The 14,734-nt window shown below is 40.7% G+C and carries 14 protein-coding genes and 1 other RNA gene; 2 read left to right on the top strand and 13 right to left on the bottom strand.

Features of this window, described 5'->3' with window-relative positions; all coding sequences use genetic code 11:
• Window positions 1–24 precede the first annotated feature (24 nt).
• Window positions 25–708, top strand: coding sequence for a regulatory protein RecX (locus tag FTT71_RS09880; RefSeq protein WP_179990156.1), 684 nt, complete (start codon window positions 25–27; stop codon window positions 706–708).
• 66 nt (window positions 709–774) lie between these two features.
• Here the strand turns inward: FTT71_RS09880 and ffs are convergent.
• Window positions 775–871: signal recognition particle sRNA small type (ffs, locus tag FTT71_RS09885), an RNA gene on the bottom strand.
• Window positions 872–1,219: 348 nt separating this feature from the next.
• Between ffs and FTT71_RS09890 the strand changes: the two genes are divergently transcribed.
• Entirely contained in the window at window positions 1,220–2,065 is an 846-nt protein-coding gene (locus FTT71_RS09890; RefSeq protein WP_180050935.1) for a YbgF trimerization domain-containing protein, read from the top strand.
• 70 nt (window positions 2,066–2,135) lie between these two features.
• On the opposite strand, the gene lpxA is transcribed toward FTT71_RS09890, so the two are convergent.
• The 12 genes from lpxA to rimO all read right to left on the bottom strand — a co-directional run bounded on the left by lpxA (window position 2,136) and on the right by rimO (window position 14,520).
• Window positions 2,136–2,924 carry an acyl-ACP--UDP-N-acetylglucosamine O-acyltransferase gene (lpxA, locus tag FTT71_RS09895; protein ID WP_004976696.1) on the bottom strand — a complete coding sequence of 263 codons (789 nt, stop codon included), beginning with the start codon at window positions 2,922–2,924 and terminating at the stop codon, window positions 2,136–2,138.
• On the bottom strand, window positions 2,921–3,409 hold the full coding sequence (gene fabZ, locus FTT71_RS09900; RefSeq protein ID WP_004976697.1) for a 3-hydroxyacyl-ACP dehydratase FabZ: 489 nt from the start codon (window positions 3,407–3,409) through the stop codon (window positions 2,921–2,923). The genes lpxA and fabZ overlap by 4 nt, the downstream gene beginning before the upstream one ends.
• Window positions 3,410–3,411: 2 nt before the next feature.
• The gene (gene lpxD, locus FTT71_RS09905; protein WP_180044309.1) at window positions 3,412–4,482 is read right to left on the bottom strand and encodes a UDP-3-O-(3-hydroxymyristoyl)glucosamine N-acyltransferase; all 1,071 of its coding nucleotides are present in this window, start codon (window positions 4,480–4,482) and stop codon (window positions 3,412–3,414) included.
• A gap of 3 nt (window positions 4,483–4,485) precedes the next feature.
• Window positions 4,486–4,986, bottom strand: coding sequence for an OmpH family outer membrane protein (locus FTT71_RS09910; protein ID WP_004976699.1), 501 nt, complete (start codon window positions 4,984–4,986; stop codon window positions 4,486–4,488).
• A 41-nt stretch (window positions 4,987–5,027) separates the two neighbouring features.
• The gene (gene bamA / locus FTT71_RS09915) at window positions 5,028–7,538 is read right to left on the bottom strand and encodes an outer membrane protein assembly factor BamA (protein WP_180160918.1); all 2,511 of its coding nucleotides are present in this window, start codon (window positions 7,536–7,538) and stop codon (window positions 5,028–5,030) included.
• A 42-nt stretch (window positions 7,539–7,580) separates the two neighbouring features.
• Window positions 7,581–8,936 (bottom strand): RIP metalloprotease RseP, encoded by a 1,356-nt coding sequence (gene rseP / locus FTT71_RS09920; protein WP_180160919.1) that lies wholly within the window; start codon window positions 8,934–8,936, stop codon window positions 7,581–7,583.
• Between the two features lie 3 nt (window positions 8,937–8,939).
• Window positions 8,940–10,136: a 1-deoxy-D-xylulose-5-phosphate reductoisomerase gene (gene ispC / locus FTT71_RS09925; protein WP_179993858.1), complete on the bottom strand. Its 1,197-nt coding sequence runs from the start codon at window positions 10,134–10,136 to the stop codon at window positions 8,940–8,942.
• Entirely contained in the window at window positions 10,137–10,961 is an 825-nt protein-coding gene (locus FTT71_RS09930) for a phosphatidate cytidylyltransferase (RefSeq protein ID WP_004976707.1), read from the bottom strand.
• 3 nt (window positions 10,962–10,964) lie between these two features.
• Window positions 10,965–11,717 carry a polyprenyl diphosphate synthase gene (gene uppS, locus FTT71_RS09935; protein ID WP_004976709.1) on the bottom strand — a complete coding sequence of 251 codons (753 nt, stop codon included), beginning with the start codon at window positions 11,715–11,717 and terminating at the stop codon, window positions 10,965–10,967.
• A gap of 3 nt (window positions 11,718–11,720) precedes the next feature.
• A complete protein-coding gene (gene frr / locus FTT71_RS09940; RefSeq protein WP_004976711.1) occupies window positions 11,721–12,275 on the bottom strand; it encodes a ribosome recycling factor in 555 nt (184 codons plus the stop codon).
• 88 nt (window positions 12,276–12,363) lie between these two features.
• Window positions 12,364–13,092, bottom strand: coding sequence for a UMP kinase (gene pyrH, locus FTT71_RS09945; protein ID WP_004976712.1), 729 nt, complete (start codon window positions 13,090–13,092; stop codon window positions 12,364–12,366).
• 84 nt (window positions 13,093–13,176) lie between these two features.
• Window positions 13,177–14,520 carry a 30S ribosomal protein S12 methylthiotransferase RimO gene (gene rimO / locus FTT71_RS09950; protein WP_096901422.1) on the bottom strand — a complete coding sequence of 448 codons (1,344 nt, stop codon included), beginning with the start codon at window positions 14,518–14,520 and terminating at the stop codon, window positions 13,177–13,179.
• Between the last annotated feature and the right edge of the window lie 214 nt (window positions 14,521–14,734).

Here is a 14,734-nt window from a genome sequence, read left to right on the forward strand (position 1 = left end):
TTTATTGTATATGGAAGCATTACCATGTCTGAAAATAAATTCCCCAAACTGATTGATTATGCTGCGCTAAAACAACAATTTGGCGAAGATGAGCAATCATGCAGCCAAACTAAGCAGGCATATTCAGAAACAACATCTGCCCTGCATTTTGCCTCAAATTCTGCGCCTAACATTAATAAACAATACCCTGCTTATACAGATGCCATTGATGATCAAGAATACATTGAAGACCCTGACGAACAGCAAAGCAAACGCCCAGGACTGACAGGTTCTCGTCTACGTAGCTATGCCTTCGCTGTCTTAACTCGTAAAGAATATTCTAAAAATGACTTAATTGAAAAATTGGCTTTATATGCAGAAAACCGTGATGAAGTGATTGAATTAGTCAATGAACTGGCACGCGAAAATTATCAGAGTGATCAGCGTCTTGCAGAAATGTTACTGGCTAGCCAAAAGCGCCAAGGTAAAGGGCCAAATCGCATTAAAATGGCACTTAAAAACAAAAAAGTGGATAGCAGTTTAATTTCAGAAGAACTTAAAGAAACTGATTGGGCAGAACAAGCCTATCAACTGAAAGTGAAAAAATTCGGCACAGAAGTCGCAAACGAGCCAAAACTTAAAGCCAAACAAATTCGTTTTTTACAGTATCGGGGCTTTGATATGGATGCGATTATGAAAGCAATTCGTAGGAAAGAGCAGGATTTTTAAAATAGTGGATATAAGATCAAAATAAGTAGAAGATAAATAGAATTATTATTTCAAAACTGGTGGCAACCCTACCAGCAAGCCTTCGGCACATCATAGTTCCACTACCGCTGCTACCTTCCGGTCCTGACGGGGTTCGTAGAGTACAATTGCGAAGTAACCAGCAGGGCTACCATTGCAAAAACAGAGTATAGAGATTTTTAACAAACTTGCAAGCGTTGTTCTGTATTTCCTTTTATAATGCTATCCAATTGATTATTTTAAAAACAATTGAAGACATTTATAGAATAACCTCACTTAAAATTCAAAACTTAGTCTAACTAAACCATCATAAAATTATTTTGAGATTTAAATCCTAGATTTACCCATATTGCGCTGAGATTGATGATAAGTTTGTAAAAGCTTATTGCAATTCCACGCGCGGACGTTTTAAATGTGGAAAATGACCAAATCAACAGGTTGAGTCCAATACGCTTACAAGGACTCACTTATACAAGATTAAGATGGATATTCAATTATGCTAAAAAAGCATGCACTTTGTGCTCTTGCCCTACTGTGCTCAACGTCTGTATTTGCCAATATTCCAATTGAAAGCCACAACCTCAGCCAAAGCAGTGCTGGCTATGCCAATAGCCCTGCGATTGCAACGAGTAATATGGCAACTGCCAATGTACCCACCAATATCAATTGGCAGTTGATGCAAAAAAATCAGCAACTTGAAAATGACATCCGCCAGTTACGTGGCAAAATTGAAGAACAAGACAATGAAATTGCGCAGCTCAAACATGAATTGCAAAATCGCTATACCGATTTAGATCAACGTCTAGAACTGCTCCAACAAAAAATAGACCCTGAATCTGCTCCTGCCGCTGAGGAGGATAACCAAAAAGATACTGCACCCAGCGCCAGCAACAACCAGTTAAACAACAATGCCACGCAATCTGTGCAAAATACAACGCATGTGAGTCCAACAGCTCAAGGTTTAAATACCAATATTGAGCTGGAAAAAGCAGCCTATACTGTTGCATTGGATGCCTATAAACAAGGTGGTGCCAAAAAAGCGATTGCACCTATGCAAAACTTTATTAAAAACCACCCAAACAGTGTGTATATCAGCAATGCGTATTTTTGGTTAGCTGAGTTTAATTTAGCGATTGAACCGACCAATTACACCGAAGCCAAAAAGAATTTTGAAATTGTAGCAACAAAGTACCCTCAATCTGCAAAAGCATCAAGTGCCCTATATCGTTTATATAGTATTGCGCAAGATGTAGATCACAAACCTGCTTTGGCAGCGCAATACAAAAGTAAAATTCTGAGCCAATACCCAAAGTCTGAAGAAGCAAGATTCTTTAAATAAGCCAATAAAAAAGACATCCGAGGATGTCTTTTAATATTCTGAAGCTTGCCGCATTCGACAAACTCAAAGCTTAACGCACAATACCACGTTCAGATTGCTCTAAAGAATCAATTAAACGCTGCGCTTCTGCCACATTTGGCAAAATATCAATGCGAATTTGCTGAATGGCTTGCTCAGTGGTTAATCCAGATTTGTAAATGAGTTTAAAGGCTTCACGAAGACCTTGAATCACATCCTTCGACCAGCCTTTACGACGCATTCCTTCCACATTCATTGCAAATGCATGTGCAGGATTACCAGAAACCATGACATACGCAGGCACATCTTTAAGAATGAGCGATGCACCACCAATCATGCTATAAGAGTCAATTTTACAGAATTGGTGAATACCAGAGTTTCCACCGACAACCACATAATCCCCAACATGCACATGACCTGCCACACCCACGTTATTGGCAAAAATATTGTGATCACCCACCATACAGTCATGTGCGATATGCGTATTGACCATAAGTAAGTTGTGACTACCAATTTTGGTCAGGCTATTGTCTTGCACCGTACCACGATGCAAACTGCAGTGTTCACGAATTTTGTTGTGATCACCAATTTCTAGCCAAGTTTCCTCACCTGCATATTTTAAGTCCTGACAGACCTCACCTACGCTGGCGAACTGGAAAATTTCATTGTGCTGACCAATACGGGTGTAACCACCAATCACCACATGCGAATGAAGTTTTGTACCCTCACCAATCGTTACATTTGGGCCAATAATACAGTATGGACCAATCGTGACATCTGAAGCGATTACTGCAGATGAGTCAATAATAGCGGTTGGGTGAATGAGTGGGTTATTGCTCATGCTTGCTCTGTTTTCTGATGCGAAACCATAATTTCCGCGGTTGCTGCGACGACGCCATCAACGGTGGCGATACAATTATATTTGTAAATGCCTCGTTTTTGCATAACTAATTCAGATTTTAATACAAGTTGATCGCCTGCAACGACTTGTTTTTTAAATCGAACTTTTTCTGCGCCTGCAAAAAGGAACAAAGAACCTGCGCTCGGTTTCTCATTATTCATGATAAAACCTAAAATACCCGACACTTGTGCCATCGCTTCAACGATTAAAACACCCGGCATGATCGGATAATTCGGGAAGTGTCCTTGCAAGAATTCTTCATTGATAGATACGTTTTTATAACCCACGATACCGTTATCAGTGACTTCTACAATGCGGTCTACCAATAAAAACGGATAGCGATGGGGTAAATATTCACGAATGGTTTGAATGTGCATTGGCAATTCAGGTTTAGTGAAGGTGCTAGAATTCGACTCAGTCATCATAATTATTTACGCAATTTAAAAGTTGATTCAAGGGACTCAATTTGAGATTGCATATCATCAAGTCTTTTCACCAATTGGGTCAATGGCACATCTGCTAATTGTCTGAGGCGCACAACAGTACGTTTCCACTTTTGATTTTCAAACAAGCCTATACCTGACGAATATTTTCCTGATTCAGAAATATTATTTGTGACCATTGACATTCCTGTCAAAGTCACATTATCAGCAATATTTAAGTGCCCTGAAATTGCACTTCCACCACCAATGATACAGTTTTTGCCAATTGTCACACTTCCAGCCACGGCAGTTTTTGCTGCAATGGCCGTATGAGCACCTAATTTGACGTTATGTGCGATTTGCACAAGGTTATCAATAATGACACCATCTTCCAAAATTGTATCATTTAGTGCACCGCGATCTACGCTGCAATTCGAGCCAATACGAACGTCATTGCCAATAATCACCGAACCCAACTGTGCAATACGATGCCATTTGCCTTGATAAGGTGCAAAGCCAAAGCCTTCACTGCCAATTACAGTATTGGCGTGTATGCGCACACGATGTCCAAGCTTGGCTGCGCCTGTCAAAGTCACGTGTGAATCAATAAAACACTGTTGACCAATTTCGACAAAGTCATCAATTTTACAGTGCGATTGCACAATCGTATTGTCACCCACCACACAATTTTCACCAATTACGACGTAATGACCAATATAAGCACTATCGGCGATGATGGCTGATGGATGGATTTGGGCTGTGCTTTCTATACCACGTTGCGTATGCTTACGCTCAAATACATGGGTTAAAATTGCAAAAGCTAAATACGGATTATCGACCACAATAAAGTTGTGATGATTGTCTAACTCGGCTTGTAGTGAAGCGGTCACAATTAAAGCCCCCGCCTGAGAGCTACGTGCTTGCGCTAAATATTTATCGCCATTCACGAATGCAAGTTGATGCGCCTGAGCAGACTCAAGGCTTGCCAAACCTTGCAAACGTAAATCGGCTTGTCCAATGCATTGACCTTGAACTAAACCAGCAATTTCTTCTAAGCGATAATATTGGGAACTCATTGATTATTTAAGTGCGTTGACCTTTTGGATCATTTTATCAGTTAAATCATACTTCGGGTCATAGGCAAGTGCTGAGTTTTTATTCAAAACCACATCTAAACCATTTTCTTTACGCAATTGTTCAGCAACTTGCTTTAAACGAGTTTCAAAACCATCGTTAATTTTGTGCAATTCTGACTGGACACTAGTTTGTACCGCTTGTTGCAAACTATTAAATTCTTTCAATTTGGCTTGAAACTGTGTATTCATTTTTTGCTTTTCAGCGTCTGATAAATTCGTAGTCTGTTGCGCGCGTTGCTGCATGGTTTCTAACTCTTTTGTCAGTTGCTCAAGCTTAGTGGTTTGTGGTTTGACAGACTGTTGCAAAGCGAGATTTTGCTGTTTGAGATAACTGCTATTTTCTACAACACGCTCTAAACTTACCACACCATAGCCTGCAGCATGTGCTACTGCAGCCATTGTAGATAAACCCAACAATGCCAAACTCAATATTGTTTTTTTCATGTGCTACATCCTGTGTTTAAACAATCCAACATGGGTCGTACTTAGAAAGTACGACCAATTTCGAATTGGATATTTTTAGTGTCATCGCCTTGTTTATCATTCAACGGATACGCATAGCTGAGTGATAATGGGCCAATCATGGTAATCCAAGTAAAGCCTACACCCACGCTATAACGCATTTCACCGAAGTCGAAGCCATAATTGTCTTTACAATATTGCTTGGCATTCACAGAAGCACCATTCACAAAAATATTTGAATCAGAAACATTACACTGAGTATCAAAAACTTGTGCGCCTTCTGCAAAAATTACTGGACGGACTTGACGCGTCCAATCTCCTTTAAATGGCACTGGTAGAGCCAATTCTGTACCGAACTGTACTAGAGCATTACCACCAACTTCTTCAGGTGAGCGATCCGTTTGACTTGTATCAGAGAAATAAACACCTGGATATTTCGGGCCTAAGGTGCTGTTGTCATAACCACGTACTGAACCATAACCACCTGCATAGAAGTTCTTATAGAACGGTAAGTCATTACCAAAACCTAACTTACCGTAGCCACGTAAGACAAAATCATGACCTAATGGCATATAAGCCTGTGCATCATAGGTCACTTTTTGGAATTCCACATCACTACCGGGTAAAGCAATTTCAGCATTAACACGATGCGACATACCATTGGTTGGGAAAATCGGACGATTTAAAGTGTTGTATGACCAACCTAAATTTAGGTTATACGTAAGGAAATCACCTTTAAATTCTTTGCCGTAAGGAATTGGATTTGCACAAGGCTCATACCCTACTACATCACCATTTGCATCTTTAATAGGGACTAAATCATCTGGACAATATTCGTCACTTTTGGTTTCTTTACCCCCATGGCGCTCTAAATAGTCTGCGACATAAGTTGAAACATAAGGACCTGTGGTTACTTCGGTCTGATCAATGTTTAAACCTGCACTAATGCTTTGGTTTTCATCAATTGGGTAACCGAAGTTAATTCCACCACCGAAACTGTCAGTCACATAGTTGTTAACGTTATAGTTATCATCTAACTTGGTTTTACGGTAGTACATGTTGTAACCACGACGCACACCATCAATCGTGAAGTATGGATCAGTCACACTCAGGTTATAGTAATCTTGTGTTTCAGAACGTGATAAATCAATCGAAACCGAATTACCCGTACCTAAGAAGTTAGTTTGGCTTAAACCAGCTTGGAACGTCACACCACCGCTTTGCGAGAAACCTACCGCTAAAGTACTTGTACCTGAGTGCTGTTCTTCTACATTTACATTTAAGTCAATTTGGTCTGGCACATTTGGAATACGCACAGGCTTGACATCAACGGTTTTAAAGAAACCTGTACGCTCTAAACGGACTTTAGACAAATCAATTTTTTCATTGCTTGCCAATGCACCTTCCATTTGACGCATTTCACGACGCAGTACTTCATCGGCGGTTTTACTGTTACCAGCGAAGTTAATACGACGCACTGTAACTTGCTGACCTGGGTTGATGTAGTAGTTTAAATCTACCAGTTTAGTTTCTTTGTCAATTTGCGGAACAATATTCACTTCGGCATAGTAATAGCCTGCATTACCATATTTACGCAGCAACAATTGTTTCACCGCATTCACTTTTTCTTGTGAATAGGTTTCACCATCTTTATAAATTTGCAGTGCCGTAAGTTCTTCTGGTTTGTATAAAGCATCGCCCAAGAACTTGCTTTCACCAAACTTGAATTGCTCGCCTTCATCCACCGAAACTTCAACAAAGATATGCTTTTTGTCTTCGCTCAAATTCAAGCTAGAGTTAGTGATATTGAAGTTGATATAACCTTTGTTAAGGTATAACGCACGTAATGCCTCCAAACTTGCTGCCATTTTTTCGCGTGCATAGCGGTCATTACGGGTAACAATCGAGCTCCAGCTACTTTCTTTAACTGCAAACGCCTGCTTAATGTCACTTTCTTTAAATACCGTATTGCCAATAATGTTGATATCCACCACTTTAGCGGCTTTGCCTTCAACAAACTCTACAGTTAAATCTACACGATTATTTGGACGTGCTGTGGTAATGACACGTACATCCGCATCATAACGACCTTGCTGCATATACTGCTGTTCAAGTTCAGATTCTAAAGTTTGTAGTGCTGACTTTTTCAGTACTTCACCTTCAGCCACACCCATTTTCTTTAAACCATCTTCCAACGCTTCTTTTGGAATCAGTTTATTGCCTTTAAATTCAACCTTAGAAATGATTGGGCGCTCAACCACTTTAAACACTAAAGTGTCGGCTTCACGACTGGCCTGAATGTCATCAAACAAACCTGTGGCATAGAGTGAACGAATCGCATTGGCCAACACTGCTTCATTGACACGATCACCACTATTCACTGGAATCATTCCATAGACATTGGCTGGCGTTAAACGAACAAGACCATCTATTTTTATATCTCGCGCAATAAATTCATCTGCTGCATATACTTGTTGTGTTGCCGCCATTGCACTAACCAGTGCCAAGGGCATAAATAAATGTGTGTGCTGCATGCCAGTCTTTTCCAGTGTTAAATTTATTTCGTATCTACGTTGTTATAAACGCATAATGTCATTAAATAATGCAAGGAGCATCATACTTCCAAGCAGTACCATACCAATTTTTAAACCAACTAATTGTATTTGTTCAGAAACAGGTTTTCCACGAATCAGCTCGATAAAATAATAAACTAAATGCCCGCCATCCAACATTGGAATTGGCAATAAATTTAGAATTCCTAAGCTTACGCTCATAAGTGCCATAAAGGAAATAAAAGTTTGCCACCCCATTTCCGCACTTTGCCCTGCGACTTTGGCAATAGTAATTGGGCCTGATAAGTTATCTAAACCAATTAAACCACGTACCATTTTGACAATAGAATTCAGAATCATGCTAGACAGCTGACCTGTTTTATCTACCGCCATAAATAAAGCTTCACTCGGGCTGTATTGAATGGTTTGCTTAAAATCTTCTGGAATGACAATTTTTCCAGGATCACTTTGCACACCCAATACACCCGAAACATTGCCCATATTGTCACGTTTGCCTTGCGGCATCACTTCCAGTTGCTGTACTTGATTGTTACGCAGCACATCTACTTTCAGTAATTTTTCTGGCGATGCTTGAACAACTTGTACCACATCGTACCAGTCATTCATTTTGACGCCATCAATCGCAATAATTTGATCGCCGACTTGCATACCTTGACGAATGGCCGCACCATCTTCACTTAACTTACTGACAATTGCAGGAATTTGTGGGCGATACGGTGTAAAACCCAAGATATCTAAAGGTGATTGGGATTGATCATTTAAGAAATTTTGAATGGGTAAGCTAAATGTTTTGATTTCACCTGCACGTTCGGCCTGTACCTGAATCTTGCCTGTTTCACCTACACGATCTACCAAGGCAAAGTTCAGCTTTTCCCATGTCGTCACAGGCGTACCATCAATGGCGGTAATCTTATCGCCTGCTTGCATTTGCGCTGTTGCCGCAGGTGTATCTGCCAACACTTTACCCACACGGGTATTCAACTGTTCTTGAGCGGGTAAAAATAAAACCCAGAACAATAAAATGGCAAAAATTAAGTTAATCAACGGCCCTGCTGCCACAATCGCAATACGTTTCCACGGATGCTGACGGTTAAAGGCATAAGGTAGGTCTGCTTCAGCAACGTTTTCTTCGCGTTCATCTAGCATTTTGACATAGCCACCCAAAGGCAATGCCGAAAGCTGATATTGAATCCCTGATTTTTTGGAAGTCCATTTTAAAATGGTTGGTCCAAAGCCGATGGAATACACCAAAACTTTGACACCTAGTTTACGTGCAACAAAGTAGTGCCCAAATTCATGAATTGCAATTAAAGGTCCTAGCAAAAGAATCGCTGTAACCACAATAAATAGAGCACTCATGCTTTAGCTTCCTTTATTCAACACAAAATACTGTGCAATAGCACGAGCATTTTGGTCTGCCTGCAAAATCAGTTCAATGCTTTCTGCGGCTGAATTTTGTATTTGGTTCAAGGTATGCTCAACCACTGTCGCGATTTCGGTAAAACGAATTTTTTGCTGCAAGAATGCTGCAACTGCAATTTCGTTTGCTGCGTTTAAAATAGCAGGTGCTAAACCACCTTCTTGCATGGCTTGACGTGCCAGACTTAAAGCAGGAAAACGGGTGGTATCGGGTGCTTGAAAATCAAGCTGATGATTGACAAACAAATCTAAAGGCGGAACATGCGTTTGGATACGCTGCGGCCACGCCAAAGCATGCGCAATTGGCGTACACATATCAGGATTACCCATTTGCGCCAAAGTTGAACCATCCACATATTGAACCATGGAATGAATAATACTCTGTGGATGCACCACCACTGTAACAAAGTGTTCTGAAATTGCAAAAAGATGACACGCTTCGATTAATTCCAAACCTTTGTTCATTAAGGTTGCAGAATCTACCGAAATTTTTTGTCCCATAGACCAATTTGGATGTTTGCAAGCTTGTGCAGGAGTAACGTGTTGCAGTTCTTCTAGGCTATGATTTAAAAATGGACCGCCCGAAGCAGTCAGTAAAATTTGTGATACGCCTAACTTAGGTTGTCCATTTCTTTCGGTTTGTAAATAATGTTCAGGCAAACATTGAAAAATCGCGTTATGTTCAGAATCTACAGGCAATAACAAAGCACCATGTTCACGTGCCGCCTGCATCATGATGTCGCCCGACATCACCAAGGCTTCTTTATTGGCCAATAACACGCGCTTACCCGCTTTAACCGCAGCCAGTGTAGGCAATAAACCTGCCGCACCGACAATGGCTGCCATCACCACATCCACTTCAGGATGTTCGGCAACTGCGATTAAACCCGCCTCATCGCTTAAAATTTCAATCCCTGAAATGTGTTGCTGTGCAAGTAACTGCTGCAATTCATCAACTTTTGCCGCAGGTACAACCACAATTTTAGGATGGTACTGTTTGCATATTTGAACCAGTTCTTGAATTCGGCTATGTGCCGTCACGGCAAAAACTGAATACTGCTCAGGATGTTGTTGCAGTACTTTTAGGGTGCTTTGTCCAATTGAACCTGTCACACCCAAGATACAAACAGCTTGTGACATTTATAAATCTACGCCAATAAGTTTTAAAACATACATACCTGCAGCAAAAATTGGAGCTGCTGCAAGTAAAGAATCAATCCGATCTAGCACACCACCATGACCTGGCAAAACTCGCCCAGAGTCTTTAATACCTGCACGGCGCTTGATCATGGATTCAAACAGATCGCCCAATACTGAGCTAAATACCGTAAATACCGAAAGAATCAAAAATAAAATATGTTGTGCCAAAGTTAGGTCCAAATACACCACTTCGACAACAATCACAATTAGCATGGCTGTAAACACACCGCCATATAAGCCTTCTACTGACTTGTTTGGACTGACATTTGGTGCAAGTTTTTTCTTGCCTAGTTTGCGTCCAACAAAATAAGCACCTGAGTCTGCACCCCAAACCAACAAGAACAAGTACATTAACCACCACGGCGAACTATTCCATACGGAAAAAATTGCAGTGACCGCAGCAGAAATTAGAATAAAACCAATAAAACTTAAGCTTGGGTTATACCATGCATCGTATTCTGGATAAGACTTGACCCAATAAATACTGAGTAACCATGTCAAAATAGAAGCTGCCCAAAGTAACAAGGCAATATCACTAAAATAAAGTGCCATTGCTGCCAAAGCGGCAGTCAATACACCAAAGCCCCAAGCCACAGGTTTGAGGACATATTTAGTTTTTCTTGGCATGAGTTTGAACCACTCATAGCCCGCAACCCCTGCTGCAACAATCATCAGCATAAACATTGGATAGTGCGACTGAGTTGCAAACATACAACTCAACACCACAGCAACCAATACCAATGCGGTAATAATCCGCTCTAACATGTATTAATTCTCAATTTTCTCTTGTTGAATTTGCTCAGAAGTTTTACCAAAACGACGTTCGCGACCACCAAATACTGCCAGTGCATCGTCAAATTCTTCTATGCTAAATTCAGGCCACAAGGTTTGGGTAAAATACAATTCAGCATACGCAGCTTGCCAAAGTAAAAAGTTGGACAATCTAAAATCGCCACCTGTACGAATCAACAGATCGACAGGTGGTAGGTCTGCCAGACTGACATATTGACCAAAAAGTTGTGTATCTATTTGTTCAATATCAATTTTATGCGCCACAACATCTGCAGCAATTTGTTTTGCAGCTTGTGCCATATCCCACATACCACCATAACTAATGGCAATTGTGAGTGTCATGCTGTTGAAATTAGCAGTCCTTTGTTCGGCATGCAACATTAACTCACGCAAATGCGGCGACAAACGTGAACGGTCACCAATAAAACGTAAGGCAATATTGAATTTTTCCATGCGTGGTAATTGCTCATGAATTGTGGTTTCCAGCAATTGCATGAGTAAATCCACTTCAAACTGCGGACGATTCCAGTTTTCACTCGAAAAAGCAAAAACGGTTAAAGCTTGAATGTGTTTTTTTCTACAATGTTCAACAATCGGGTCAAGTACATCTTTACCAGAGCGATGTCCTTCCCCTTTTTGCATTTGATTTTTTTTTGCAAAACGATTGTTGCCATCCATAATGATGGCAACATGTTTTGGCAAAGACGCGCTGTCTTCCGATGTGGTCATTGATTAGACCTTCATCAACTCAGCTTCTTTTGCAGCAAGACGCTTGTCTACTTCTGCAACGTATTTGTCTGTGATTTTTTGGATGTCATCTGCTGCACGGCGCTCATCATCTTCAGAAATTTCTTTTTCTTTCAATAATGCTTTGATGTCGCCCAATACATCACGGCGGATGTTACGAATAGCAACTTTGGCATTTTCTGCTTCAGAACGCGCAACTTTTTGCATGTCACGACGAGTTTCTTCAGTCAATGCTGCAAGCGGTACACGAATTGCATCGGCTGTGATTGGGTTTAGACCCAAATCTGACTCACGAATTGCTTTATCAATTGCAGACACCATTGAACGCTCAAATGGCTGAACCAATAAGGTACGTGAATCTTCTACACCAATGTTGGCTACTTGGTTAAGTGGCACATCGGAACCGTAGTAAGAAACCATCACACCATTTAAAATTGATGGATGTGCACGACCTGTACGTACTTTGGCAAAACCATGTTCTAAAGACTCTAAAGTCTTGCTCATACGTTCTTCGCTGTCTTTTTTAAGATCGTTAATCATAAGATCTTCCTTACTGTATTCTAAAATTTGAGTCAAAATATAGGGTTAAATTAAACCGTAGTATAAAGAGCTTTGTGGCTCACGTACATTAGTTCGTAACGTGAGTTCCTTCTTTTTCGCCCATCACTACAGAAAGCAATGCACCTGCTTTATTCATATCAAAAACTTGCAACGGCACATTGTGATCGCGGCATAAGCAGATTGCAGTTAAATCCATAACACCTAATTTTTCATCCAACACCTGGTCAAATGTAAGTGTGTCATATTTCACCGCATCTTCGTATTTGCTTGGATCTTTGTTATATACGCCATCTACTTTGGTCGCTTTTAAGATCAAGTTAGCTTCGATTTCGATACCACGTAAACATGCTGCTGTATCTGTGGTAAAGAATGGATTGCCTGTACCCGCAACGAACACACACACTTCACCTTGAGTCAGGTGACGAATCGCATCACGGCTTGAGTAAGACTCAACCACTGTACCAATAGGCAATGCAGACATTAAACGGGTTTTGATGTTACGGCGCACCAAGGCATCACGCATGGCTAAACCGTTCATCACCGTTGCCAACATACCCATTTGGTCGCCTGTTACACGGCCGACTAAACCATCTTTTTGTAATTGGCTGCCACGGTATAAGTTACCACCACCGACAACAATACCCACTTGCACACCTAAACCGACCAAGTGTGCAATTGCCAAAGACATTTGATCGAGCACTTGCGCATCAATCCCCATGTCTTTATTACCCGCAAGTGCCTCACCCGATAGTTTCAACAAGATACGTGCATAACGTGGCTTTTTTGAATCTAACATTGTCATTACTCCAATTCTAAATTCTAAACTTTAATTTTTTACAATTTGTATGGCTTACAGCTAGCAATCCAAATCTGCAAAGCATTATGCAGATTTGACCTGAATCAGCTTGGCAAATAAGTCGTATTCATCGGCATCGGTAATTTCAACTTCAAGTAAATCACCTGCTTTAATCACGCTCTTGTCAATATCTTCTACAAAGACGTTGCCATCAATTTCTGGCGCATCTGCATAAGAACGTGCCACTGCGACTGGAAATTCTTCTTCCAAATCATCTACCAACACGGTCATGGTTTGACCAATACGTTTTTGCAGTTTAGCTGCTGAAATTTCTTGCTGAACCTGCATAAAACGCTCATAGCGTTCTTGCTTGATTTCTTCTGGCACATGATCTGGCAAGTCGTTTGCTGCCGCACCTTCAACAGGTGAATAAGTAAAGCAACCAACACGGTCTAATTGCGCTTCTTTTAGCCAGTCGAGCAAAATTTGGAAATCTTCTTCTGTTTCGCCTGGAAAACCCACCACAAAGGTTGAACGAATCACCAGCTCAGGGCATTTTTCACGCCAAAGTTTTAAACGCTCCAACGTGTTTTCGCTGTGCGCAGGTCGCTTCATCAACTTTAATACTTTCGGGCTGGCATGTTGGAATGGAATATCCAAATAAGGTAAAATTTTGCCTTGTGCCATTAAATCAATTACAGCATCCACATGCGGATATGGATAGACATAGTGCAAACGCACCCAAATACCCAATTGCCCTAAGGCTTCACACATATCATAGAATTTGGTTTTAACAGGCTGACCGTTCCAAAAGTCCAATTTGTATTTGGTATCTACGCCGTAGGCAGAAGTATCTTGAGAAATTACCAATACTTCTTTTACGCCTGCACGTTTCAGTGCTGCAGCTTCTTCTAATACCGAACCCACAGGACGCGAAACTAAATCGCCACGCATGCTTGGAATGATGCAGAAAGTACAGCGATGGTTACAGCCTTCTGAAATTTTAAGATAGGCATAATGTTTAGGCGTCAAACGAATGCCTTGTTCAGGTACCAAATCAATAAATGGATTATGTTTTGGTGGCTCAGGAACATATTGATGCACCGCTTCCATCACGTCCTGATAAGCAGCCGCGCCAGTCACTTTTAATACGTTGGGATGCATTTGACGAATTTTATCTTCATCTTTACCCAAGCAACCTGTCACAATGACACGACCATTGGCATTCATGGCTTCGCCAATCGCGTCTAAGGACTCTTGTACTGCAGATTCAATAAAACCACATGTATTGACAACAACTAAGTCAGCACCTTCATAATCAGATGCGACATCATAACCTTCAGTTTTTAACTGAGTTAAAATTCGTTCGGAATCTACCAATGCCTTAGGACAACCTAAAGAAACAAAACCGACTTTGGGGGATTTCATAGAATCTGCACTCCACTAGAATGCGCGTATTGTATGACTTTTCTTTGCATAAAAATAGAGAAATAGCCGACTCTTTGCATAATGCACCAAAATACAACCATTCAGGCTGAATGATTTAAATATTGCACCATTTTAATGCATTTTTTATTTACAGTGTTTCTGTTATCCGTTATATCTTGAAAATTCAGTCCAGTTCCTGCGCATTTTTCCGATT

It is taken from the genome of Acinetobacter sp. YH01004 (assembly GCF_013420455.1).
In the GTDB taxonomy this organism is placed as follows: Bacteria; Pseudomonadota; Gammaproteobacteria; order Pseudomonadales; family Moraxellaceae; genus Acinetobacter; species Acinetobacter towneri.